The following is a 26566-nucleotide window of genomic DNA, read 5'->3' as shown; positions in this document are numbered from 1 at the left end:
CATGGCTAAAGCAAATGAAATTAAATACCTGACGGCCATTAAAAGCGAGAAGCGCCCTAAGAAATTCTGCCGCTTCAAGAAATATGGCATCCGCTACATCGACTATAAAGATGTAGAGTTCCTGAAAAAGTTTTTAAACGAACAAGGTAAATTATTGCCTCGCCGTATTACTGGTAATTCTTTGAAATACCAGCGTAAAGTGAGCGATGCAGTGAAAAAAGCACGTCAAATGGCTTTGTTACCTTATGTAACAGATCTTTTAAAGTAAAGGAGGTTATAAATGGAAGTAATATTAATACAAGACGTTGATAACCTTGGCGGAAGCAACGAGCTGGTAAAAGTAAGAAACGGTTATGCCCGTAACTACTTAATTCCACAAGGCTTTGCCGTGGAAGCTAGCCCTTCAAACCGCAAACAACTGGAAGAGCGTCTGAAGCAAGCTAAGAAGAAAGAAGAAAAAATGCTGGCGGAAATCAACAGCGTAGTAAGCAAGCTGCAAGAATCTCCGCTGAAAATTGGTGCTAAAACTGGTACCAGCGGCAAAATTTTCGGAAGCGTTACGCCTTTGCAAATCAGCCGTGCTATTAAAGATCAGAAAGGTTACACTATTGATAGAAGAAAGATCTCTATCAATGATGAAGTAAAAGAATTAGGTACTTATAAAGCAGCTATCGACTTTGGTAATGGACAATCCGCTGAAGTTGAATTTGAAGTTGTTGCTGAATAATAACGTTATTTCTTTTTTATATGGAGGGTGTCTCAAAAGTAAGAGACACCCTCTTTTTTTGTCAGAAGTGTCATTTGTGAAGTAAAAGAATTTCTTTTTAATGAATTCTATCAAGTTATTTAATTGCTCCAGCGGTGATTTTGAGGTTTTCTATATAAGCTTTCTCATGCGCATTTATTCAATTTCCGCTTAGATTTCCTGTCAAAAATCAAATAAGAACAATTTTTCTTTAAAAAGAATTTGGTTTTTTGTAAAATAATTCCTTTATTTTCGTTATCGTCTAGTCATCAGTACAGTTTCGCAATATCATTGAACCTTTTGTTCCTTGTTTCTTGTTGGCTGTTAAAAAACTAGCGTTTTTTGTTTTCTTTAAACCTTTCACAATGAACATTTACGTTGGAAACCTTAGTTGGAACCTGAAAGATCAGGATTTAGCCGACTTATTTACACCCTTCGGCGAGGTTACTTCAGCCAAGATTGTAATGGACAAATTTACTAACCGCAGTAAAGGCTTTGGCTTTGTTGAAATGACCAACAAAGAGGAAGCACAAGCTGCAATTAACCAATTAAACGGAAGCGAAATTGACGGCAGGAATCTAGTCGTTAATGAATCCCGTCCAAAAGAAGAATCCGGTGGCGGCTATAAAAAAGGCGGCGGCGGATTTAACCGTGGCGGCGGTGGCGGCGGTTTCAACCGTGGCGGAAACGGCGGCGGCTATAAAAAAGGCGGCGGCGGTGGTTTCAATCGCGGCGGCGGCGGTTACAGAGATAGCTACTAAACACATATTGATCTTATAATTTTAAGTCTGGCCAAAAGCCAGACTTTTTTTTGACCATGGATTGGAGGGATTCAATAGATCATTTCTGATTCAATCGGCCTTGGTATGAGAAATGCAGCTGTTCAACTAAAAATCAGAAAAGCATGGTGTTTCCAATTGGCGACGATAACAGAGACCGACACATTACTCCCTATGTGAATTACCTTCTTATAGCCATCAATATTTTCGTATTTATTTTCTGGCAGGAAATAGGACGGAATATGCACTTCACGTTTGCATTTTCTACGGTTCCCGGAGAGATCCTGACCGGTAATGATCTTATTACGGATTCGCAGATCATTAAAGATCCTATTACCGGACAGCAAGTAGAAATGCCAGGACTTCAACCCACGCCGATTCCTGTTTATCTCACTTTGATTACTTCCATGTTCATGCACGGCGGGGTTGCACACATTGCCGGGAACATGATGTACTTATGGATATTTGGTGATAACCTGGAGGATGCTATGGGACATCGTAATTATTTTATTTTTTACCTGTTGTGTGGTATCCTTGCAGCACTAAGCCATGTATTTGCTACGGCATTTTTTGGCCAGAACCCGCTTATACCGAGCCTTGGTGCTTCGGGCGCTATATCAGGCGTTTTAGGCGGCTACATACTCCTATTTCCAGGCAGGGCGGTGCATGTGTGGCTTTTGTGGAGCATTATATCTGTTCCTGCTTTTTTAGCTGTCGGACTTTGGTTTGTGTTCCAGGTTGTCAATGGCCTAGGAGCTTTGGGCGGGACTGAAGCGGCCGGAGGCATTGCTTATGCAGCCCATATAGGGGGTTTTATTGCGGGGCTTATACTTGTCAAGTTTTTTGTTACCAAAAAGCCGCAGGTAGTGACGCGGAGACGGGCGGGGTGGTAGAGAAGGTAGTAAACAGAGAGCGACTATGCCTTTTAAAGAGAAATGCGTGATGAGTATGTGAACTCATCACGCATTAGATGATTATTACTATTACTTATCGCTTGACTACGGTTATTGATTGGGCTCCGTGGTATGAGTGGATCTCACCGTTGTACATGGCGTCGGCACTAACGGGGCCTTGTTTGAATTGCCCCAAAGAAACGGCGCGGACGGCGTAATAATAGGTTTGTTTAGGTGAACGGGCATCGACAAAAAAGTGGATACGATCGTCACGGACATCAAGAGCTAAGGGCTCTGAAGCATTCTTGATCCAGTCCATACCTGGTAACTCTTTGGTCCGGGGATTTTCTATTTCGAAGCCTGCGGGCAGCAAGTCGGTAATGACTATGTTTTCGATCGTGTTGCTATAGGCTTTTTCCAGGGTAATGCCGACAATGATCAAATCATTCTGTGCAAAGGTTTTGCCGGTGATCTCCCTGCCGTAGCGGTCAAAGAATGTGCGGCGTACTTTGATAAAATTATCTTCTTCGGTGTAAGCCCCACTCCTACTGATGCCTTCAGCCTGCCAGGCATAATACAGACGGCCAGAGCCTTTTGTAGCAATTTCCAAAGAGGAAGACTTTAATAAGTCTTTACCACCACGCCAGTCATTGCCATTTATCTTGGCAATGGTCTTACCATTGCTTTTGATTTCAGCTGTAACGTTAGATTTGGCATCACTCCTAGCCAGCTTACCTAAAGCGAGGAAAGCAAATGAACGCTCCTGGGTATTGAGATAAGGTTCTGTTTTTAATCGCTGTGTGATATGTTTGGCCATGACGGGTATTTGTGCATTACCGGGATCCACTTCTATCAGAGCATTGAGGGCTATGGACTCATCCCTGGTGGCGCTGTAAAAAGAACCGCCCGTTTGTTGAACAGATTCCTCACCGCTGAAAGAACGAGGCAATAAAGCAGTAAATGATCTTCTATCGCCTGAAACTGAATAAGCAGCGGATAAAAGGTATTTTCCATCGAGCGCCAGGTACTGCTGGTTGGCCTTATAATAGTTCATAGCCGACACCTGGGAACGATTAGCAAGAGCCAGAACATACAAGCTATAGGGCACTTCCTTGGGTGCAATCTTTCTTTGCTGATTTCGGTTGTAGATATAGTTGAAGGTTTGTTTTGTCTTCAGTCGCTCAGTCAGGTAACCAAGCATGGTTTCCAGAAGACTGTTATCGACATCAAATCCGGCTTTCCGGGCTTCTATCAGGAAGTGAGCAGCATAGGCAGTCGTCCACCAATTCTCGGCACCTTCCCCATCCCAGAGCGTTACAGCACCATTGTATAATTGTCTCATTTTAATCCTGCGAATAGCTTCTATCACATTTGTGTTGGCGTTCCGGCCGCTATTGTTCTTCCAGTTCAGGAGGTCAGAAAAATCAGCAAAGTATAATTGCGGGAAGGCTGCAGAAATTGTCTGCTCTGTACAGCCATACGGGTATTGAACCAGGTAGCGAATCTGATCGGCAATTTCGGTTACAGGTGACCGGCTGACCACCAATTCATAACTGGAGCTGCCCGGAAGAAAGTCATTAGCAGGTATGGCTATCCGTTGTATGCTTCCACCTGCCATCGAGCCGCTACCGGCCACTTTCTGCAAGGTAGAAGGAGGACGAATGGAGATTTCCGTTTCTTCTGTGAACTTCTCTTCTATTGCAGATACATTCACTGAGACCTTTGCCACGCCAATGCCCTGATCTGCAACAATTTTAAATATTGTTTGTGTTTCGCTATTGGGATTGAGACTGATGTTTTGGATGTTGCCTTGTACTGGTTTTATGGGACCTGTGGCGGAAATAGTCGCCTGGCCGTTGGCAACTTTGGTAGTTGTATTACTGATGGTCACCGGCATGAGGACAGTATCGCCCGGGCTTAAGAAACGAGGCAGGGACGAACTTAGCACTACAGGATCAGCCACCGTTGTTGTCGCTTCGGCAGAACCAAATTGTTCGTCCTTGTAGGCAACGGCCATCAGGCGCACTTCTCCACTGAATTGGGGTATATCGAATTCAAATTCAGCAACACCGCTGCCATTGGCCTTTTTGATGCCACTCCAATAGGAAAGAATCTTGAAGCGACGAGCAGGCATAGGGTTCACTCTTTTTTCCATACTCATGTCGCCACCCGTACTGCTTAGTCTCGGCCTTACTTCGGGGAATAATAATGGATAAAGGTCAAAAGCGGCTACTGACAAAGCCTTCTTCTGATAATAGTACTGGTATGGATCTGGGGTTTTGAAATCGGAAACCTGCAATACCCCATTATCCACAGCCGCCAGTGTAATGAAACTGCCCGGTGCAGCTTTTACTCTTACCTTTTGATGTGTTTTGGAACGAACAGATTTTTGTGCGGTGATCGCAACCGGCATCTTTCTGCCCTTATCCTCTACCGCTATATTCTGAAAACCGTGGGCCACAGTGAGCGGGATGTCGGAAATTTCGTGCGGCTTAAACAGTGTTGCGGTCACATAAACGTTCGGCACATGCTCACCGGTTAGTTTTAAATCAATACTAGCGATGCGTTTTACAACGTCGAGGTATTGATGGGTGAGTACGCCGTCCGTTTCTGTTGTTACCAGCATGCGTCCACTGAATGGAGTTTTGAACAGCACCTTTGCAGTTTCACCAGCATTGTATTTTTCCTTATCCAAGCTGATATCGATCTGTCCTTCCGTATTCACTTCAAAAGATGAAATATTAGCACCCCAGGATCCATAGCTGTAGAATTTTTTACTTACATAAGCATTGGCGCCCGGACGATATATACGGACCTCATAGTCGCCAGGCGAACGGGGTATATAAATAAAATCTGTTCCATTGCCGATCACCATTTCTTTATCAGCCAAAAGCTTGTCTTCTTCCTGGGAATCGTAACGGAAGTAAGTACCTCTTTTCGCCAGCACAGTTCTGTATTCGTGTTTGATCACCTTTACTCTTGCTGTTGCCGTTGTTGGAACGCCATCACGATTTACAGAAATCATCTGAAACTTTACCGGCTGGTTCAAGGCATAATAGTAATAGCCATCATCTTTAATGCCATGGAACACATCCTGAGTATAGACGTCGGCAGAAGCCATGCGGCTAACGGGACGGCCGGTTTCGTCAAAAACAGTTGAATAAAAACTTGCCTGGAGGAGGCCGATGTTTGCGTACATGCCTGGGATCTCATGGGTAACTATAGCATTCCCATTCGCGTCTGTCTTTCCCTCTTTCACATCCTTGTCAAAAAATGTTTGCTGGTTGTCCAGATCAAAATCATATTGATTGAAACTCTTTACAATAAACTTTTTCTGCTTGATCTGTATTTCTGTTTCATAGTTCCGGTTGGCTGCAGGGGGACCAAAAAAGTTGACTGCGTTGATGGAAAGCGTAGCTTTATCCTGAGGCCGCAAATAAGGTTTATCAAGTTTGGTAGTCAGTCGAATTCTATCCGGCACAAATTCTTCGATCATAAAGTTTTTAGATGCCAGCAATACATCATTGGAGCTATATATTTCCAACAAATAACTACCCGTAATAGCTGCTGTTGAAATATCTACATTTCCCTCAACAGAACCCTGCTCGTTCAGGTTCTTTCTAAAAGATTTCAACTCCTTGCCATTAGGAAGTAAGAATTTCATTTTAATAGGGAGGGCTCCCGGGCTTTTCCATTTCCGGTCGCGCAGCAATACGGAAAAGTTCACCTTTTCACCCGGGCGGTAGATATCTCTTTCGGCATAAATGAAAGCATCGAAGCCTGTTGGGTTATCACGTTTTCCCCCTACATCAAACCGGGATGTATTTACCCTTGTATTGTTGAAAGGAAGGTAATTGAAATCATTGGCTGTTTTCGCTATGACCATAGCTGGTTTGAAGCCAGCAAAGTCTCTTTTCTCCACTTGCACTTCGGCTACACCATCGCTGTTGGTAGCACCAGTTCCAATTAGCTGGTTGTTGGAGCCATATACATTGATGGTAATACCATCAAGAGCAGTTGCCGTTTTAATGGAGTTAGCAAACACATACATTTTATCAGCACCTTGTTTGGCAATCAGGCCTATATCAGAGAGAGAAATAAAGCGGCTGTCGGATACCCAGTAATCCTTTACAGAACGGATCTTCACATGATAGATACCGCCAGCTTCAGGGAGCCTGTCTTCGAATTGGGAAAGATTTAAAATACGTCCTGCGCCTGATTTAGGCAGCGTTCGTGTATCAATCTCTTTAGAGTAGATGATATCGCCAGCTGTTGGTTGGATGGATTCGCTGCGATAGCTAGCGTATTCACTCTCACTATATTCATTTTCTTCTTCTTCATCATATTCATCGTCCGGATAATAGCCATTCCTTTCGGCCATCAGCAAATTGTTTTCATAGATCTTGGATATAATCAGTTTTACTTTTGGAACGTTGGTAATACGCACTTCTATATTTCCGCCGCCACGTTTAGATAAGTATACAGCTTTGGTGTTGGTAAACTGTATATCAGGCGCAATAGAACCAAAAGCAACACTGCCATTATAATTTTCCCTCAGGACTCCACCTATTTTACCGCGTAACCCTTTCTGTACCGTCAAAGCATACCCCTCGTCGGGACTGAAGTCGTTGCTGCGTAATGTAACGCCAAAGTCGTCCTGCTCCGTTGTAAATTTTACAGCAGGATCGAAGGAGATCAGTGAGGCAATGTTTTCACCGGTCAGTTGCTGGCTGGTGGTAATATGGACGATGCCTTCGGTACCATCGTGTTCGGCTTCAACATTGTTGATGTTTAAAACAAAAGGAGATGGAATGGAAAGGATTGTTTTTATTTCATCTGCGGTTTTGTTAGACCCTTTGAGCGGAAGCAGTCCTGAAGCTATTGATATTTTGGCTTCATAGTTTTTGTCTTCAGCTTTCAGGTGTTCCAATCGCAGGGACACTTTATCAGAAGGAGAAATGGTTTGCAGGGTGTAGTCCATTTTTGTTCCGTCCACTTCTACCGCCAACTTATCTTTTAACTCTTCAGGCTTTACCGGGTAATTGAATTGTAAAGCTATTTGGGGTATAGGCGTGCGGCTACCTTCTTCCTTCAACACCCAGGTTACCTGCGCATCAGCCAGTTGCAATGGTGATGTGTAAAAGGAGATTTCATCTGCATCTTTTACTTTATCAATGTCTGTGTATTGCAATACATCGTTGCGCACTTTTGCTTTATAGGAAGTAGCGGGCTTTAACGGCTGCAATGGAGAAAAGACTAATTCGGAAGGTGTTTCCCAGCGGAACCGGCCCGGAATGTCTGGTTCGAAGGAAACGTATTTGGTGGAGTCCCAGTTATTCAATAAAGAATCGGCTATTAATGATTTATTGAAACGAAAGACAAGGTTACCGAGTTGGGGCACTTCGCCTTTGGCATTGGTAAAAGAAAGCGCAACGGTATCGCGATTACAAGCGGATAAAAAAATAGCAACCAGCAAAGCAGTTGCTAAAAAGAACTTATTACGCATAGAGTTTTTGGGTTAATAGAACAGAAGTAAAAGGTAAAACAAAAAATGAAGCGTTAAATGATAAAACAATAATTTCTGAATGAAAAAGAAAGCAGAAATTAGGGATGAAAAGCTATGGAGGCAGACCCGGGGCGTCCATAAATTTTGAATTGCCCTATTAAGTTACAAAGGTTTGTGAGGGGGCGGGTGTTAAATGATTTGTAAAACCCCCAGTCCGCCTAAGGCGGAGAGCATCAGCGCGCATGGACCGGGGAGAAAAAATCATATAATTCATATATAATTGCGTATCCGATCATACCATATTAAAAAGCCGGTTCGATTGTTTGGCCTTATGATCGTTGGGGCTATTGTACTGTTTTTGCTGTTGAATGTGGTTTTCCCTCTACCGGATAATGTTGAGTATTCTACCATTGTTACAGATGACCGAGATGCTGTTATTAATGCTTACCTGACAAGGGATGAAAAGTGGCGCATGAAGACGGAATTGGAGGAAATTTCGCCGTTGCTCCGCAAAACTATTGTGGCGAAGGAGGACCGCTATTTTTATTACCATCCGGGAGTGAATGTGCTGGCTATCGGGAGGGCTATGGTGAAAAACCTGGTAAGGATAAAGAGGACTTCAGGCGCTTCTACAATTACTATGCAGGTTGCCAGAATGCTGGAGCCCAGGAAGCGGACCCTGCCGGCAAAGTTTCTTGAAATGTTCCGGGCATTGCAATTAGAATGGAAATACAGCAAAAATGAGATTCTTCAATTATACCTAAACCTGGTGCCTTATGGCGGGAATATAGAGGGCGTAAAGGCTGCTTCCCTCTTATATTTCAAAAAGAATCCTGATCATCTTTCCCTGTCAGAGATCACCGCTTTGTCCATCATCCCCAACCGCCCTTCTTCACTGGTGATGGGCCAGAATAATGAGGTGATCGTACAGGAAAGAAATCGATGGCTGCATCAATTTGCTAAGGAAAAAGTGTTTACCCCAAAAGAAATTGAAGATGCACTGGCAGAACCGCTTTCTGCGAACAGAGGTATGGTGCCGCATTATGTGCCACATCTTTCTTATAAACTCAAAAAAGAGGCTAACAGATACCTGATCAAAACTAACATACACCTTAATACACAATTGAAAGTAGAAAAGCTGGTGGAAGACTATGTGCGTTCGCTGCGGCTGAACAATATCCGCAATGCGGCCGTAGTGATCATTGATAATAAAACACATAAAGTGATCACTTATGTTGGCTCCGGAAGTTTTGCAGATACAATAGATGGAGGACAGGTAAATGGCGCTGCGGCTATACGGCAGCCAGGCAGTACGTTGAAACCATTGTTGTATGGTGTGTGTATAGATGAAGGGCTACTGACGCCTAAGACCATTATCAATGATGTTCCGATTAACTATAGTGGTTATGCACCGGAGAATTATGATCAAAAATTCAATGGCTACGTGTCGGTTGCGTATGCACTTGAACATTCGTTGAATATTCCTTCTGTAAAGTGCCTGCAACTATTAGGGAAGGAGCAACTAGTGAACCAGTTGGCCGCATTAGATTTTAAGCAGGTAAAAAAGGACCGCAACAAACTGGGATTGTCTATGATACTAGGTGGCTGTGGTACTACTTTGGAGGAACTGACGGGGTTGTTTTCTGCCTTTGCGAATGAGGGAGTGTATGAAAGGCCGGAATATGTTAGGGGAAATACGGGAGCAAACCTGGATAGAGGGCGTAAGAGGGTGGAGGTGTTGAGTAAGGCGGCCAGTTATATGATCAGTGATATTTTGTCGCAAGTAAACAGACCGGATTTTCCGCTGAACTGGCAGGCAACGGAGCGGATGCCGAAGATAGCGTGGAAAACCGGCACTTCTTATGGCCGAAGGGACGCGTGGAGTATTGGCTACAACAAGCATTTTACAGTAGGCATTTGGGTAGGTAACTTTTCGGCACAAGGAGTTCCTGAGTTGAGTGGCGCTAATACTGCAACGCCTTTACTATTCAAGATATTCAACACTATTGATTACGACAGTGATGCAGGCTGGTTTGCCCCGCCAGAAGATTGTGCGTTGCGACAAGTGTGCAGTGTAAGTGGCTTACCACCATCGCCCTACTGTACTAACCTGATCCTGGATTATTTTATACCGTTGGTTTCATCAACTGCCACCTGCCAGCATATGCAGGAAGTGAAGGTTTCTGTGGACAGTTCGATTTCATTTTGCAATGATTGTGCACCAGCATCCGGTTATATCAAAAAGCTATACCCTCTCATTGCGCCAGAAATGCAGGATTTCTATGAAGCTAATAGTATTGCCTATCAAAAAATACCACCACATAATCCTGAATGTGAAAAGATCTTCAGGGGTGATGCTCCAGTCATTACTTCACCCTTGAACGGCAATGAATATTTTATCAGTAAACAAGATCCAGAACCCTTGCAATTGAGTGCTACTGCAGGCAATGATGTAACAAAATTGTACTGGTATATCAATGACCGGTTTTACAAGGCAACAGGAGTACACGAAAAGCAATTTTTCATACCAACAGAGGGGGCGGTTAAGATTTCGTGTACCGATGATAAGGGGAGAAACAGGAATGTGCGGATCAGCGTGAGATATGTGAATATGTAACGATCCTGCCCCTTGAGGGGCAGGATCGTTACATTTAATTGACTTGTTTGACGCTGCCGGAACCCATGATCTTTTGGTTTACGGCGGCGGTGCCTTTGTAGCGAACATCGCCAGCGCCTTTGATCTCGACGTTCAATTGTTTGCTGGCAAATACTTCGGCATTACCACTGCCAGCAATGTCTACGTTTGTGTTTTCACTTAACAGGTTGAAGCTGCGTACGTCGCCACTGCCTTTAATATCTGCCTCAAAATTTTGTGTCGTACCGTTTAAGGATATCGAACCGCTGCCAGCAATCGTTGCATCAATGTTAGGAGCATCGACGTCCAACCTGATATCGCCGCTGCCTTTAATCTCCAAGTTTAGCTTATTGTCGCCATGAACTTTTGATTGGGAAGTTATGTTTCCACTGCCTGCCACTTCAATTGAAGAAAATGAGGGAGCTGTTGCAAACACTTTCATGCCTGCTACAGGCCGCAAATTAAACCCGTGCCTGGTACGCACTTCAACTATTCCTCCATTGTTTTTTATATCAATATAATCCAATAGGTTCCTATCGGCTTGTATTTTAAAAGAAGAGACCGGTCCGGGTGCAACCACAACATCGATTCCCCCTCTTACACTGACACCTGTGAAATTGCCCACCTGGCGTTCCTGGGTAACGGAATCTCCATTGCCTCTTACGCGTTTACCACCAATGTAAGTGCAAGAACAAAAAGTAAATAGCAGTATTGATAAAAATAAAGCAGTCCGTTTCATAATATGATGATGTTTATCTGTTAGACTAATATAACAGCATTGTGGTTACAATTTGTAAAATAATTCCCGAAAAGCCCAGAAGGAATATGAGAAATTTTAATAAGAAGAGAAATGATTACCAGGGAGCAACTTGAGTTTAAATGGGATACGGATTTAATTCTAACAGCATTTATCTGGCGGGAAGCCTTTCATTTGCAGTCAGAAGATAGGAATTCGTGAAATGGAGAAGGCAAAGTTTTACTTATTGACAGCAAAGCCAATTTCAACTCTACACCTCGGGAATAGGGGGGACAATCGGATTCGAAACGTTACTAGCGTGCTTTTTTCACCTCACAGGTATTGACGCCCAATAAAGCATAAAAAGGGCAAAAACCAGCAAAACTGGTTAACATTAATATGATAGCCAGGGTAAGTGTTATATTACCAATAGTACCTGTAATAATATTGGAAAAATAAAGGATGATGATGATTGCAGCGGCCAATAACCTGATTGACCTGTCTGCAGAACCCACATTTCTTTTCATAAACTATGTTTTAGGGATTTTAAAATCAGTAAAATTTTCAACTAAGGTTATGGGTAAGGGGTCTTTCCATCAATTCTTAGTGCATATCCAAAGAGTCTTACCTAAAATAAATCGCACCTTAAATTTAATGGTTTTCCCCTAAAAATAAATATTGGTTGTATAGGAATTTGTGATTTATGTCATGCCCAAATATGTGGAAGGACGCCACATTTTTAAGTGCATGTAAATGATATTTAAAGCTCATGCAATATTTAGACCTAACAATCTTTTGAGACGAGATTTTGTCAATGCAAATGAACCCTTCAACTATCATCCTGCCTGTACTTCACAGTTTGTTCTTACCTTCACGCCCGGTATGACAGAAAAAATATTAATCCTTGATTTTGGCTCTCAATACACCCAACTGATAGCGAGGGCTGTTCGCGAAGCCAATGTTTATTGTGAGATATTACCATTTTCGAAAGAGTTGCAGCCCGATCCCAGTGTCAAAGGGATCATTCTATCAGGCTCTCCTTTTTCCGTAAACGATAAAAATGCACCTGAGGTAAATGTGCAGGCGTTGGCATCACACACTCCAGTATTAGGGGTTTGCTATGGCGCACAGCTTACTGCAAAGCAATTTGGCGGCAAGGTGGAAAAAAGCAACAAGCGGGAATACGGCCGCGCTGTATTGCACGTGGAGACAGAGGAAGCGCTGTTGCAAAACATTACGTCCGCATCGCAGGTGTGGATGAGTCATGGCGACTCTATCCTGAAATTACCCGACAATTTCCAGTTGCTGGCCACTACGGACAGCATACCGGTAGCAGCCTTTAAATCGCAGGAAGATGGTCTGAAGCCGTTGTATGGCTTGCAGTTCCACCCTGAAGTGTATCACTCCATTGAGGGTAAAAAAATACTTCAAAACTTCCTGGTAAACATTTGTGGCTGTTCGCAGGACTGGACGCCAGCGCATTTTGTTACCGAGACTGTTGAAGAACTGAAAAAGCAGATCGGCAAGCAAAAAGTAATCATGGCACTTAGTGGTGGCGTAGATTCTACAGTTGCAGCCATGCTTATTCACAGAGCCATTGGTAAGAACCTGCACGGCATTTTTGTGGACAATGGCGTACTGCGCAAGGATGAATTTGAAAAGGTATTGGAAGTTTATAAAGAGCTTGGTCTTAATGTTAAAGGCATTGATGCCCGTAAGCTTTTCTACAAGAAGTTAGCTGGCAAGACTGATCCTGAGAAAAAACGAAAAGCTATAGGTAAGACTTTTATCGATGTATTCCAGGAAGCCGCTAAAGAAGATAAGGATGCAACCATGCTTGGGCAGGGCACCATTTATCCAGACGTTATTGAGAGTGTTTCCGTACATGGTCCTTCAGTTACTATTAAATCGCACCATAATGTAGGCGGTCTTCCTAAGAAGATGCACCTGAAGCTAGTGGAGCCGCTGCGTTACCTGTTCAAAGACGAAGTAAGAAGAGTGGGACGCGAATTAGGGATTCCGGATGATTTGTTGAACCGCCACCCTTTTCCAGGCCCAGGCTTAGCTATACGCATTTTGGGTGAGGTGACTGAAGAAAAGGTTAAACTGCTGCAGGCCGCAGATGATATTTATGTTAAAGCGTTGAAGAAGTATAACTTATATGCAACTGTATGGCAGGCTGGAGCGATCTTGTTACCAGTACGCAGTGTTGGTGTGATGGGAGATGAACGTACTTATGAGTTTACTGTCGCCCTGCGCGCCGTAACCAGTGTAGATGGTATGACTGCTGACTGGGCGCATCTGCCGTACGATTTCCTGGCCCATGTTTCCAACGAAATCATCAATTCGGTAAGGGGGATTAACAGGGTGGTGTATGATATTAGCAGCAAGCCGCCGGCGACGATAGAGTGGGAATAATTGAGTGGGAATAGATGATATTAGGAAATTGAAAATTTTGAGTGGGTGCGGGCCGGAAGGATTTATAGGACTTAAAGGATTAGCATGAAACAACGCCTTTTTTATTTAGGGTTATTGATTATAGTGCTTGTGCATTCGGTGAATGTACAAGCACAAAGTTTACAGCCGGCCAGGCATAAGATTGCGTTCTTTGCACCTTTGTATCTTGACTCTGTCTTTGATGCCAGTTACAATTACCGATTCGGAAAGGAGTTCCCTAAATTCTTACATTCGGGACTTGAGTTTTACCAGGGAGCGCAGTTGGCCCTTGATTCGTTGCAGCGGGCAGGCGCACCACTGGAAGTTTTCATTTATGATTCCAAGTCCAAAAGATACCCATTAGCTCAGCAGCTCAATGACCCTGCGATGAATGGTGTAGAATTGATGATTGCCCATGCAAATCCCGGTGAGGTGCGGATGTTGGCAGAAACCGCCCTCCAAAGGAAGGTTCCTCTGATCTCCGCTACGCTTCCCAATGATGCAGGCGTCCAGAATAATCCCTACTTAGTAATACTAAATTCTACGCTTCGTGCCCACTGCGAAGGGATTTACCAATACCTGCAAAAGAATCACCGCCAGGACAAGACCATTCTTTTCAGAAAGAACGGGGTACAGGAGAACCAGCTTAGAGATTATTTCTCAGATATTGCAAAGTCAACTACTTCATCTCCGCTGAAAATTGATGTTGTAGATGCAGGTACTATTACCAATACCAGTGCTCTTGTTCAGAAATTGGACAGCACCAAAAGAAATGTAGTTATCGCTGGCAGTTTAGACATTGGATTTGGAACAGAGCTATCTCGCCAACTAGCCGCCATAGGTGAAACCTATCCCATTACTTTAATAGGAATGCCTACCTGGGAAGAAATCAAGGAGTTCAGCAAGCCTGAATATAAGAGCATTGAGATCATTTATACGTCCCCCTTTTCTTATAACCGGACGAACAGGTTGATGACGCAGATCTCTAACGAATTTGTTTCCAAAATTGATAGCCGCCCTACTGACATGTTTTTCCGTGGCTATGAAACGATGCTGCGTTTTGCCTTGCTGCTTCTGGATACTAAAAAAGATATTGCTTCGAACCTTTCGCGTAAAGGGAATTACATTTTCACACAGTTTGACATTCAGCCTGTTTTCATTAACAAACAAAACATGACGCTGGATTACTTTGAAAACAAAAAACTCTACTTTATTAAGATCAATAACGGCATTAAATCTGTAGTAGAGTGAGGAATGCCATTAATTGAATTCTCCAATTGCGGCTTTTATTGCCGTGAAGGTGATTTTTACATTGATCCCTGGCGGCCTGTAGAACGGGCATTGATCACACATGCTCACAGCGATCATGCGCGGTGGGGCAGTAAATACTATCTCTGCCATCACGATACAAAACCCTTGTTGCAGCAGCGCCTGGGAAACAACCAATATGAAAGTATCGGATGGAATGCGCCGGTTTATATTAATGGCGTGCGCATTACATTACACCCTGCAGGACATATTATCGGCTCTGCGCAAATCAGGGTGGAAAGCGGAGGGGAGGTATGGGTCATAAGCGGTGACTATAAAATAGAAAATGACGGTTTGAGTGGAGCTTTTGAACCTGTACAGTGCCATACTTTTGTCACAGAGTCCACCTTTGGACTTCCTATCTACCATTGGAAGCCCCAGGCACAAATCTTTTCGGACATTCAATCATGGATCAGCAAGAACCAGGCAGAAGGCAAAAGTTCTATTCTTATTGCTTATAGCCTAGGTAAGGCACAAAGATTACTTCCTTGCATAGCCGAAGTTACTGACAACATATTGGTTCATGGGGCCATCTATAACATACATGAAGCTTTGATCAATGCAGGCTGGAACCTGCCAACAGTGCAAAAAGTATCCTCAGAAACCCCTAAGAGTCTTTTAAAAGGTTCCGTTGTAATTGCTCCATCCAGTGCAGAAGGATCGCCCTGGATGAAAAAGTTTGCGCCCTATGAAATTGGCATTTGCAGTGGCTGGATGCAGGTGCGTGGAGCGTTCAGGCGTAAAAATGCAGACGCGGGGTTCAGCCTGAGTGATCATGCAGACTGGAAAGGATTACTGGAAGCTGTGAAGGGTACAGGGGCAGAAAGAGTGTATGCTACGCATGGTTTTCAGTTTGCGTTTAGCAGGTATTTGAGAGAACAGGGATTTGAGGCGGGGGAAGTAAGGACGGAGTTTGGGAATGAAGAAACAACCACTCCCGACCACACCGCCAGTCCGCCTTAGGCGGAGAGCATCAGCGCACAAGCCAAGGGGAAGTTTGGTGCAGTGTTTTTATTATTAGATGCTTATAAGAGCAAGAGTTTCTTATGGATGAAATTGAAAATAATGAAGAAATGCCGCAACCTTCTTTGCCGAAGGGAAGTGTACAAGGAGATGTTAGGAGCATGGCTTTTTTTGCAGAATTGGTTATGAAACTGGGGACGAGTACGAAGACTAATGCGAAGCTGGATGCGATGGTGGAATTCTTTTCTTCGGCAGATGATAAAGATAAGGTGTGGGTGATTGCTTTATTCAGTGGGAGAAGGCCCAAAAGAGCGGTTAATACCACACAACTGGCTAACTGGTGCGTGGAGGCAGTTGGCCTGCCGTTCTGGTTATTTGAAGAATCATATCACACGGTTGGCGACCTGGCTGAGACTATTGCATTATTGTTGCCGGAGCACGATCCGGAGCAGTCTTCTCCGCATCCCCTACATTACTATATTGAACAATTGATCGCTATTGAAAAAGAGACGGAGCAAGTAAAAAAAAGATTTATTCTCCATTCCTGGCATGAAATGAACAGCGCAGAGCGGTTTGTGTTCAATAAACTCATTACGGGCGCTTTTAGAATCGGCGTTTCCCAAGGTTTGATGGTCAATGCGCTGGCTAAGACAGCCAACACCGCTCCTTCAGTAATCGCGCACCATATCAGTGGCAACTGGGATCCTTCTACCATTTCTTTTACCGAGCTAGTAAGTGATCAGGCTATAGCTGCCGACTATTCTAAACCTTACCCTTTTTTTCTTGCCTATGCATTGGAAGATGAACCATCCAGTCTTGGCAATCCAGAAGAATGGCAAGTTGAATGGAAGTGGGATGGTATTCGCGGACAAATCATTAAGCGAAATGACGAATTATATGTCTGGAGCCGAGGTGAGGAATTAATGACAGAGAAATTCCCAGAATATCAAACCCTTAAGGACGCATTGCCCAATGGAATTGTAATTGATGGAGAGATTATTCCTTCAATAGATCAGAAACCGCTTCCTTTTGCCTTGCTGCAAACGCGCATTGGCAGGAAGAATGTGACTAAAAAGCAATTGCAAGAGGCGCCTATTGCATTCTTTGCCTATGACCTGTTGGAATATGAAGGTATTGATTGGCGCAACAAACCGCTGGAAGAGAGAAGGAACCAATTGGAGGAATTTGTGACTTCTCTGAACCACCCTACCCTGCTGATATCACCGGTAATACCTTTTGACAACTGGGATGAACTGGGACGCTTAAAAGAAAGTTCCCGAGAAATGGGTGCAGAAGGCTTTATGCTGAAGCGAAAAACTTCTCAATACCTGACAGGCCGAAAAAGAGGGGACTGGTGGAAATGGAAAATTGATCCACTTACCATTGATGCCGTTATGGTATATGCCCAGAAAGGTGCTGGTAGACGAAGCAATCTTTATACAGACTACACCTTTGCTGTTCGTGATGGTGACAAGCTCGTAACTTTTACAAAGGCTTATTCCGGTTTAACAGATCAAGAATTTACACAAGTGGATGCGTTCGTAAAGAAGAATTCCCTCGAGAAGTTTGGGCCAGTCAGGACTGTGAAACCAGAGCTGGTTTTTGAGATTGCATTTGAAGGGATTGCTGCGAGTAACCGGCATAAGTCGGGTGTGGCTTTGCGTTTTCCAAGAATCAGCAGATGGCGGCATGATAAGAAGGTGGATGAGATCAATACGCTGGAAGATTTGAGGAAGATGCTGGAGGTGTATGGAAAGTGATGGTCTTTACAATAATATGGTTTATCAATTTGAGATATGCATATAAGTGATCCTTCCCACCAATCACAACAGTCAATTCTCTCAACAGAATGACGCCTCCTATCCAAAGAAGGACACCAACACTTCGTACCTCGTACGTAATCCTTACGCCCCTCCAAACCCTGGCTTTGTGCGCTAGCCCCTTCTCCATGCGGAGAAGGGTGGTTTCGCTTCAGCGAAACCCGGTTGAGGCGGATACGTAAAGTATTCTGCCTGCCTGATGGCGGTCACGTATGAAAAAGAGCCGTCTTTCGACGGCTCTTTCCTACATCCGTTATGACTTATTTATTATTCCTTCACCAATTTGATCGTCTTCGCAGTATTACCTTGTCTTACTTCGACAATGTACATGCCTGCTGACAGATTTCTGCCAAACCGGTATGTTTGGTTAGCTGCCCCTTTGGTAACATAAACCAAATTGCCAGTTAAAGATACAGCCCGGATTTCCACAGGCTCGTTACTGTTTCCACTTACTACCAAAGCAAATTCTGTTGCACTTGGATTTTGCAGCACCTTCACAGACAGTTCTGAACTTTCTTCTATAAGAATATCGTTGCCTTGCACATTGGCTGCGATTGTTGACTTACCAGAAGATTTGGTTTCATGTATTACAATAGAACCGCCGCCAAGTTGTGTTGTTAAATCTGCATTATCTGCGGCTCCATACTGGTTGTCATAAACAATTTGGTTATCAAGTGTATTCCAGATTTTGATACGGAAATAATCCGGCTTTTTAGTAGTTCCCAGATCACCATCTCCGGCAGTCAACATAAATCCATAATTACCAGAACCATTGATAGCACCTGTCCCTTTATATTGTGCCTTAGATCCGGCAATAACCAGCCATTCATAGTTTGAGCTCTTAAACTTCAGATCGCCAGCCTGGAATTGGAATTCCGTGTTACCACTTGGCAGGGACTTTCCTTTTTCATATTTAGACTCAAAGCCAAAATTTGCTTTACCGGTTAATTCAGGATTGGCTCTGTAAGCACCTGCCGGTGAATTGATCCAACCGCCACCTGTTACAAAACCTGCATTAGGATCATAAAATACAGCGTATATAGAAGGTGAGGTATATGACTTACCCATTCCATCTTGATAACTTAAAGAAACTGAATATACAACAGGAGTTGAGCTTGTAATACCTAACTGAGTTTGACTATTTAAATTGATATTACTACCTGGAATTGTATAAACCCATTTAGGATAGAAAACGTCAGCACCCATTGTTGCTGTAATTGTAGACGTGGTATTAACTGATACAGGATTTGGAGTTGACAGCGTAACTACAGGAATTGCAAATATTCTTACATCAACGGAACCATTTGTGGCCTTATAGTTAGTAGTTCCAGCAAAGTCCCAGTTGGCTGTACCTCCAGGGGCATCAGTAAAAATGTTACCAAGTGTTAAAAGATTTGTCAGATTTTCTCCATTTACACCAGTAGCTTTTCCCGATGCTCCATGGGAGCTGCCGTCGTAGACACCAGAATAACCATTTACAGTTATAAAAGCATCAACTTTCGAAATTGTAATATCTACCTCGCCTGAAGTGGAGTTGTAGTTATTGTTACCTGCAAAGCTCCATGAAGCTTTACCGCCTGGTGCATTGGTCTGACCAGCACCAAAGCTCAGTAGGCTTGTCAGATCCAGGGCATTCAAACCAGTGGCCGTACCGGAGGCCTTATGCTCTGTACCATCGTAAGCACCCGTATAGCCGGTGATGGAGAAGGTCGCATTGATTGGTGAGAGCGTAATATCTACCTCGCCTGAAGTGGAGTTGTAGTTATTGTTACCTGCAAAGCTCCATGAAGCTTTACCGCCTGGTGCATTGGTCTGACCAGCACCAAAGCTCAGTAGGCTTGTCAGATCCAGGGCATTCAAACCAGTGGCCGTACCGGAGGCCTTATGCTCTGTACCATCGTAAGCACCCGTATAGCCGGTGATGGAGAAGGTCGCATTGATTGGTGAGAGCGTAATATCTACCTCGCCTGAAGTGGAGTTGTAGTTATTGTTACCTGCAAAGCTCCATGAAGCTTTACCGCCTGGTGCATTGGTCTGACCAGCACCAAAGCTCAGTAGGCTTGTCAGATCCAGGGCATTCAAACCAGTGGCCGTACCGGAGGCCTTATGCTCTGTACCATCGTAAGCACCCGTATAGCCGGTGATGGAGAAGGTCGCATCTGCCTTTGATATTGTAAACAAACTAGTTGGATTTTTGGTAGTATTGCCATTACCTCTAACTTCAACAGTAAAAGGTGAATTTATTACAGCACTTGCTGAAGCTGTAACAGTAATCGTTAATGTTGATGTTAACGTATTTGGTAGATTATTTTTAAAGTTGAGAGATGAAGGGTTAAAACTAGCACTTACTCCAGCAGGCAATAAAGATGTAATACTTAAATTAGATGTTTCATTACCAGTACTTGTTCTTGTTACTGAAACTACATAACTGATAGATCCAACTGCTCCATATGTTGCACTTCCACTTGTATACGTTATTGTTGCATCAGATAGTGAAGGAGGTTGGTCGGCATCCGTAAAATATGCATACGCGATCAAACCTGATTGTTTCCCTACCGCTTTTAGTCTTAATGAATCCCCATTACAATCACAAACTGTCCAATTCGTCACAAAAGCACCCTGGGCATCTGCTATCACTGTCCAAGGCAAATAAGACGAGTCTGCAGATACAGTATTACATGGCCGGTTTAAATTTTTGACCCTTAATACAACACTATCGCCGGGTGCAAATCCACTGCCAGTAAAAACAGCATTAGAGCGGGGGGCATAATCATCCTTATCTGATGTTACTCTTGCTGAGGACGGGCTGGCTTGCCCGGAAGCATCCTGAGCATGAGCCCAATTAGTGAAAATGGAAAAAGCCATTATAAATAATGGCAATAGGAGGATACGCAACTTTAGTGACATATAGAACGGTTTAGACATAACGAGTTTAGGCATCGTTTTAGGATGCATTATGGTGATGTTTTCTGAGGTAAAACTTTAGGTAAAGTTTAGCTAAGCAGTTGTTTCAAGGTAGTGGAAGATGGTATGGTGGATTACGATAGGAAGTTGGTTTGTGCAAGCATTGCATTCTTTCCAGAATACAATGAATTAACATGGTGCCTAAATTATCATGTATTTTTTTTAATTCATAATTTTCTTAAAAACATTTTAGGAAACTGGTAAACACCATAAATGTCAAAAAAATGGGATACAGTGTAATAATTTCGCTTTTATGCAGTTAACCCACACGAAAGGATATCAAGTTGTTCATCAATGGCTTTCTTCAAAGGGCTTTCAACCCTTTGCTTACCAGGAAGAGTCATGGCAGCATATTGTTAATGGTAAAAGCGGATTGGTGAATGCTCCGACGGGAACCGGAAAGACCTTTTCTGTTTTTTTGGGTACAGTGATCCAATTTATTAATCAACATCCAAAGACTTACCAATCAAAGGGGAAGAATGGACTACTCCTCATTTGGATCACTCCGCTAAGAGCATTGGCAAAGGACATTGGAAGGGCCATGGAGGAGGTGATTGCAGAATTGGGTATGCAATGGCAGGTAGGCATTCGCAGTGGAGATACCTCAACTGCCGACCGCCAAAAGCAAAAGCGGCAAATGCCGGAAGTATTGATCATCACACCTGAAAGTCTGCACCTTTTATTGACTCAAAAAGGCTATCCTGAGATTTTCAAAAATCTGCAGGTTATAGCTGTTGATGAATGGCATGAGTTGATGGGAAGTAAGCGAGGTGTGCAGGTGGAGTTGGCGATCAGTCGAATTTGTGGATTGAGCAATGCGCAATTGAAAGATAAACCAGGACTGTCGATATGGGGAATTAGTGCAACGATTGGGAATCTAGAGCAAGCAAAGGATGTATTATTAAGGCCTATAACACACCCCCAGCCCCTAAAGGGGAGCAGCAGCGCTGCAAAGCCTTGGTTGAATAAAAATGGAATTATTGTGCGTGCTTCTTTATCGAAGTCGATTGAGGTGGAGTCTATTTTACCGGATGAAATAGAGAAGTATCCTTGGGCGGGACACTTGGGCATTAAGCTGGCCAAGAAGGTATTGCCCATTATTGAACAAAGTCGGACTACGCTCATATTTATCAATACGCGCGGTATGAGTGAGCTATGGTACCAGACGCTATTAAATGTGGCCCCGGAATTGGCGGGAGCTATTGCTTTGCACCATGGGTCGATTGAAAGTGAGTTGCGCAACTGGGTGGAAGAGGCGTTGCATGAAGGCAAATTAAAAGCAGTTGTTTGTACAGCCAGCCTTGACCTGGGCGTGGACTTCCGTCCAGTAGAGACTGTTATCCAGGTGGGATCTCCGAAGGGTGTTGCCCGCTTTCTACAAAGGGCGGGTCGAAGTGGTCACCAGCCTGATGCAGTGAGTAAGATCTATTTTCTGCCTACGCATTCTTTAGAACTGGTAGAAGCAGCAGCTCTGAAGTCGGCGATTGAAGAGGAGTTTATAGAAAGCAGAGAGCCCATGATCCTGTGTTATGACGTATTGATTCAATACCTGTGCACACTTGCTGTTGGAGAAGGTTTTGTACCGGATGAGATCTTCAGTGAGGTGAAATCTACTCATTGCTACTCAGAACTTACGGAAGAGGAATGGAGGGAGATTCTCTTCTTCATTACTTTAGGAGGGAATGCATTGCAACAGTATGACGAATACAAGAAAGTAGAGATCGAAAATGGCATTTACAGGATCAAAAGCCGAAGAATAGCCATGCGTCACCGGCTGCATATTGGTACCATTGTAAGCGACTCTATGCTGAAGGTAAAATTCATTACAGGAGGCTATGTGGGGATGGTGGAAGAAAGCTTCCTTTCGCGTTTAGAGCCTGGTGATAGCTTTACATTAGCGGGAAGACAGTTGGAACTTGTCATGATCAAAGAAATGACGGCCCTTGTTAAAAAGTCGAATGCCAAGAAATCTATCGTACCGAGTTGGATGGGCGGCAGACTTCCCTTATCGGCGAGTTTGGGGAAGGTGTTGAGGGAGGCGTTTGGAAAGGCAGGGATGGTGAATGGTGATGAAATTGAATTGAGCGTTTTGCAGCCGTTATTTGAAGTGCAACAAAAGTTATCGCTCGTACCGGCTCCTAATGAGTTGCTGATTGAACAAATCGAGACAAGGGATGGTTTTCACCTTTTTGTCTATCCTTTTGAAGGGCGACTGGTGCATGAGGCAATGGCGGCGGTGTTGGGCTACCGGATTTCCAGGATCACTCCTATCACCTTCTCTATAGCGATGAATGACTATGGTTTTGAATTGCTTAGCGACCAGCCAATCCCGCTGGATGACAGCAACGCCTATGAACTTTTTTCCTCAGACAATTTAATGGAAGATATTCAACATAGTGTGAATGCGACAGAAATGGCCAAGCGGAAGTTCAGAGATATCTCTGTTATTGGTGGTCTGATCTTCCAAGGCTACCCCGGTGAATATAAAAAAGCAAGGCATTTGCAGTCCTCGGCCGGTTTGATATTTAATGTGTTCAGTGAATATGAACCGGATCACGTGTTGCTGCGGCAGGCTTTCCAAGAGGTATTTGATCAACAAATGGAAGAAGTGCGCCTACGGCAGATGTTGGAGCGCATACAGCGCTCAAGGATTGTTATTACGTATCCTAAACGGCTTACGCCCTTCTGCTTTCCAATTAAAGTGGATAGTTTACGGGAAAACCTGACATCTGAGAAACTGGAGGACAGGGTAAGGAAGATGCAGCAGCAGTTAGAAAGTTAACCCCCGGTCCGCCATAGGCGGAGAGCATCAGCGCATAATGGCCAATTGTTATTGTTTCAAAATCATGGGTAATTGAGCGTTGAAGAGTGCAGTAAATTTCTGGGCTGGCAATATATGCCCTTGTTTACGTGCATTTTCAGCAACCTGATATCCCCATTCGGCTGCAGCAATTCTTTGGGTAGGTGTGCCATGGTGACTATCATCGGAGAATGCACAATCGCCTATGTTAAAGAATACTTGCAAGAATTGTTTTACCCTTTTCCATTGCATGGAAGCCCCTCTTGAGTGTGATAGGAAGTAAGCAGCATAGGCATCAGCCATTAACTCGCTTTTGCGTGTAGCTTCAGGACTGATTTGACCATCTAATAAATGTAACTGATACTGGATATGATGCCCGAATTCATGGGCTGCTATAGCCTGTGGAGCGACATCTGCATAACCTATGGCGCTAAAAGCTTCCATAATCCCATCCCCAATTACAATCTTGTCAGGGATTTTTCCATAAGGAGGAAAATCAAATGTAGACTGGGCATAGGCATTAAAGGTGAAAATAGGGTGATTGCCATTCCTGTATTGTGGCACTTCTTCTACCAACATCATTATCAGGTCGGCCCAATACTCCGCAGCCTCCTGACTATCACCAAAAAGAATCATATCCATTCTAATCAACTTATTTCTATCATGCAGCATATTTCCATGCACAGCATCCAATACAATGCTATTGGATTGAATATTCCAGAAACGTTGCAGATCCCCGAAAGTTTTAGTTACCCTATGAGTATATTCCTGGTTCACCCCAAAAAACTGGTTCGCAGAACTATTTTCAAAAAATAAAGCATCATAGGAAGGGAAGGATAACATACCGGAGATTGCAGCCCAGAAAAGAGTTTCCCCATCCCAATCTGCAATTTGCTTGTCCAGCCATTGGTAAAGAAGTGTGTTCCCATCACAAGGAGTTGACTCAACTACATTCATGGCTTTAAGCGCCATTTCATGATATTCAGATTGGATCTTTAATGAAAGAACGGGATTATTTGCCAATCGTTTTTCATAGCCGGCAGGCATTTTGGCAAGTTTATCTCTAAGTGCAGGAGAAATTTTAGTTGAGGGACTTACTACAGCAAGTCTGTCTGCTTTTACTACTTGAGGAGCAACACTGGTGTCAGTTGAAATATCTTTTTTACAGGCAGTAAACAGAATAGCAAAAGTGATAGTGATGCCAGTCAGAATTTTAAGTTGTTTCATATGGCTGGTGTTTAGGTGATAGAAGAATGGTTCGCTCACAATATATGTATTTAATTAATTATTATTACTGATGCTAATATTATTTTTTAAACTTTTTTTAAGAATTAATTAATTACATAAACCGAACCAAAACACATCTTCCACATTTTGGGCAAGGAACACGCTCAGTGTCCTAACTTACCTTTGCACCTGATGCAACCGCCGGTTTTACATAAGATCAAGAATCAGACTTTATGGCTCTCGCCGCTAAGGGCTATTTTCTGGGAAGAAGAAAGAGCCCTTATTTTATCGGACTTGCATTTTGGAAAGACCGGGCATTTCAGGAAAGCGGGGATTGCCGTGCCGCAGGCTATATATAAAGAGGATATGCAGCGGTTGGTGAATTTGTTACAGTATTTTCAGCCAAGGCAAATCATTGCTGTTGGCGATCTTTTTCATAGCAAGGCTAACCAGGAACTGGAATGGTTTAAACGCTGGCGTGGTGATTTTGCGGCCCACTTTCATTTAGTCAGGGGCAACCATGATATTTTGCATGATGAATGGTATAAAGAGGCTGATATTGAAGTATGGGATGATGATCTCATTATCAATAATTTTTGTTTTACACATGAACACTGCCAGGGAAAAAAAGCCATATATACTTTTTGCGGTCATTTGCACCCAGGCATTGTCATCCATGGGTTGGCGAGGCAGAGCCTTCGCTTTCCGTGCTTTTATTTTGCCAAAGACCATTGCATTCTTCCTGCTTATAGTAAGTTTACCGGCCTGGCTATTGTTGAATCTTCAAAAGCTGAATCTGTTTTTGCTGTAGTTGAGAACAGTCTTATTCGAATGTAATGAAACACCGCAAGCTGCATATTGCCTTCCATCCTATTTATGCGCATCCGCTACCTGAGGGTCACCGTTTTCCTATGTTGAAATACGAACTCATACCGGGCCAATTGCTGTATGAAGGGGTTATCAAACAGGATAACCTATTTAATCCGGGCCTTTGTCCAGACGAAGTCGTTTTATGGACACATTCGAAGGAATATTTAAACAAGCTAAAGAAGCAAACCCTTTCAGCCCGCGAGCAACGCCATATTGGCTTTCCGCAATCGCCTCAACTTACAGAAAGAGAATTGATGATCACCCAAGGGACAATTGATTGTTGCCACTATGCCTTTGAAAATGGTATTGCAATGAATGTCGCCGGCGGCACGCACCACGCCTTTGCTCAAAAAGGAGAAGGCTTTTGCCTGCTGAATGACTTTGCCGTAGCTGCCAATTATTTACTGCACAATGGTTTGGCAAAACAAATTCTCATTATTGATTTAGATGTACACCAGGGTAACGGTACAGCAAAGATCTTTGAACACGAACCACGGGTTTTCACATTCAGCATGCATGGCAAGAATAATTATCCTTTTCATAAAGAAAAGAGTAATTGGGATATTGAACTGCCGGATGGCATTGAGGATGCCGAGTATCTAAATATCGTGCATCGATCGCTGCCGCAGCTTCTTGAAAAGGTGCAACCAGACTTTGCATTTTATCTTTCCGGTGTGGACATTTTGTCGACTGATAAATTCGGCAAGCTTAAAGTAAGTATCAACGGTTGCAGACAAAGGGATGAAGTGGTTCTCTCAACACTAAAAGAGCATCGTATTCCATGCGTTGTAGCAATGGGAGGCGGTTATTCTCCCCTGGTTAAAACAATTGTGGAAGCACATTGTAATACTTTCAAGGTAGCGAAGGAGGTTTTTGAGCTGTGA

Annotated in this window: 17 protein-coding genes; 12 read left to right on the top strand and 5 right to left on the bottom strand. The window is 43.5% G+C overall.

The features are described from left to right. Window position 1: 1 nt before the first annotated feature. The 4 genes from rpsR to OCK74_RS04570 all read left to right on the top strand — a co-directional run bounded on the left by rpsR (window position 2) and on the right by OCK74_RS04570 (window position 2417). Window positions 2–268 carry a 30S ribosomal protein S18 gene (gene rpsR, locus OCK74_RS04585; RefSeq protein ID WP_279295825.1) on the top strand — a complete coding sequence of 89 codons (267 nt, stop codon included), beginning with the start codon at window positions 2–4 and terminating at the stop codon, window positions 266–268. A 12-nt stretch (window positions 269–280) separates the two neighbouring features. Continuing rightward, entirely contained in the window at window positions 281–727 is a 447-nt protein-coding gene (gene rplI, locus OCK74_RS04580; protein ID WP_279295824.1) for a 50S ribosomal protein L9, read from the top strand. Window positions 728–1110: 383 nt separating this feature from the next. After that, window positions 1111–1506, top strand: coding sequence for an RNA recognition motif domain-containing protein (locus OCK74_RS04575; RefSeq protein WP_279295823.1), 396 nt, complete (start codon window positions 1111–1113; stop codon window positions 1504–1506). A gap of 143 nt (window positions 1507–1649) precedes the next feature. Further along, window positions 1650–2417, top strand: a complete 768-nt coding sequence (locus tag OCK74_RS04570) for a rhomboid family intramembrane serine protease (RefSeq protein ID WP_279295822.1) — start codon at window positions 1650–1652, stop codon at window positions 2415–2417. Window positions 2418–2511: 94 nt separating this feature from the next. Here the strand turns inward: OCK74_RS04570 and OCK74_RS04565 are convergent, their stop codons facing one another. Further along, window positions 2512–7923: an alpha-2-macroglobulin family protein gene (locus tag OCK74_RS04565; protein WP_279295821.1), complete on the bottom strand. Its 5412-nt coding sequence runs from the start codon at window positions 7921–7923 to the stop codon at window positions 2512–2514. 280 nt (window positions 7924–8203) lie between these two features. On the opposite strand from OCK74_RS04565, the gene pbpC reads away from it, so the two are divergent. Next, window positions 8204–10540, top strand: coding sequence for a penicillin-binding protein 1C (gene pbpC, locus OCK74_RS04560; RefSeq protein WP_279295820.1), 2337 nt, complete (start codon window positions 8204–8206; stop codon window positions 10538–10540). Between the two features lie 34 nt (window positions 10541–10574). On the opposite strand, the gene OCK74_RS04555 is transcribed toward pbpC, so the two are convergent. Together OCK74_RS04555 and OCK74_RS04550 are read right to left on the bottom strand one after the other, a co-directional pair. Then, on the bottom strand, window positions 10575–11297 hold the full coding sequence (locus OCK74_RS04555) for a head GIN domain-containing protein (protein ID WP_279295819.1): 723 nt from the start codon (window positions 11295–11297) through the stop codon (window positions 10575–10577). A 311-nt stretch (window positions 11298–11608) separates the two neighbouring features. Further along, window positions 11609–11821, bottom strand: coding sequence for a YgaP family membrane protein (locus OCK74_RS04550; protein ID WP_279295818.1), 213 nt, complete (start codon window positions 11819–11821; stop codon window positions 11609–11611). Between the two features lie 268 nt (window positions 11822–12089). Between OCK74_RS04550 and guaA the strand changes: the two genes are divergently transcribed. The 4 genes from guaA to OCK74_RS04530 all read left to right on the top strand — a co-directional run bounded on the left by guaA (window position 12090) and on the right by OCK74_RS04530 (window position 17761). Further along, a complete protein-coding gene (gene guaA / locus OCK74_RS04545) occupies window positions 12090–13712 on the top strand; it encodes a glutamine-hydrolyzing GMP synthase (RefSeq protein WP_279295817.1) in 1623 nt (540 codons plus the stop codon). A gap of 84 nt (window positions 13713–13796) precedes the next feature. After that, window positions 13797–14981 carry an ABC transporter substrate-binding protein gene (locus OCK74_RS04540; RefSeq protein WP_279295816.1) on the top strand — a complete coding sequence of 395 codons (1185 nt, stop codon included), beginning with the start codon at window positions 13797–13799 and terminating at the stop codon, window positions 14979–14981. 3 nt (window positions 14982–14984) lie between these two features. Continuing rightward, entirely contained in the window at window positions 14985–16001 is a 1017-nt protein-coding gene (locus OCK74_RS04535; protein WP_279295815.1) for a ligase-associated DNA damage response exonuclease, read from the top strand. Window positions 16002–16084: 83 nt separating this feature from the next. Then, a complete protein-coding gene (locus tag OCK74_RS04530; RefSeq protein ID WP_279295814.1) occupies window positions 16085–17761 on the top strand; it encodes an ATP-dependent DNA ligase in 1677 nt (558 codons plus the stop codon). 327 nt (window positions 17762–18088) lie between these two features. Here the strand turns inward: OCK74_RS04530 and OCK74_RS04525 are convergent, their stop codons facing one another. Beyond that, the gene (locus tag OCK74_RS04525) at window positions 18089–20728 is read right to left on the bottom strand and encodes a T9SS type A sorting domain-containing protein (protein ID WP_279295813.1); all 2640 of its coding nucleotides are present in this window, start codon (window positions 20726–20728) and stop codon (window positions 18089–18091) included. A 310-nt stretch (window positions 20729–21038) separates the two neighbouring features. On the opposite strand from OCK74_RS04525, the gene OCK74_RS04520 reads away from it, so the two are divergent. Further along, window positions 21039–23567, top strand: a complete 2529-nt coding sequence (locus tag OCK74_RS04520) for a ligase-associated DNA damage response DEXH box helicase (protein ID WP_279295812.1) — start codon at window positions 21039–21041, stop codon at window positions 23565–23567. Window positions 23568–23615: 48 nt separating this feature from the next. Here the strand turns inward: OCK74_RS04520 and OCK74_RS04515 are convergent, their stop codons facing one another. Then, on the bottom strand, window positions 23616–24812 hold the full coding sequence (locus OCK74_RS04515) for a hypothetical protein (RefSeq protein ID WP_279295811.1): 1197 nt from the start codon (window positions 24810–24812) through the stop codon (window positions 23616–23618). 147 nt (window positions 24813–24959) lie between these two features. On the opposite strand from OCK74_RS04515, the gene pdeM reads away from it, so the two are divergent. Together pdeM and OCK74_RS04505 are read left to right on the top strand one after the other, a co-directional pair. Next, window positions 24960–25649 (top strand): ligase-associated DNA damage response endonuclease PdeM, encoded by a 690-nt coding sequence (gene pdeM / locus OCK74_RS04510; protein WP_279295810.1) that lies wholly within the window; start codon window positions 24960–24962, stop codon window positions 25647–25649. Further along, window positions 25649–26566, top strand: a complete 918-nt coding sequence (locus OCK74_RS04505) for a histone deacetylase family protein (RefSeq protein ID WP_279295809.1) — start codon at window positions 25649–25651, stop codon at window positions 26564–26566. Before pdeM ends, OCK74_RS04505 begins: the two co-directional genes overlap by 1 nt.

Source organism: Paraflavisolibacter caeni (assembly GCF_025628885.1).
Lineage (GTDB): Bacteria > Bacteroidota > Bacteroidia > Chitinophagales > Chitinophagaceae > Flavisolibacter > Flavisolibacter caeni.
This window is presented reverse-complemented; position numbering and strand designations above follow the sequence as displayed.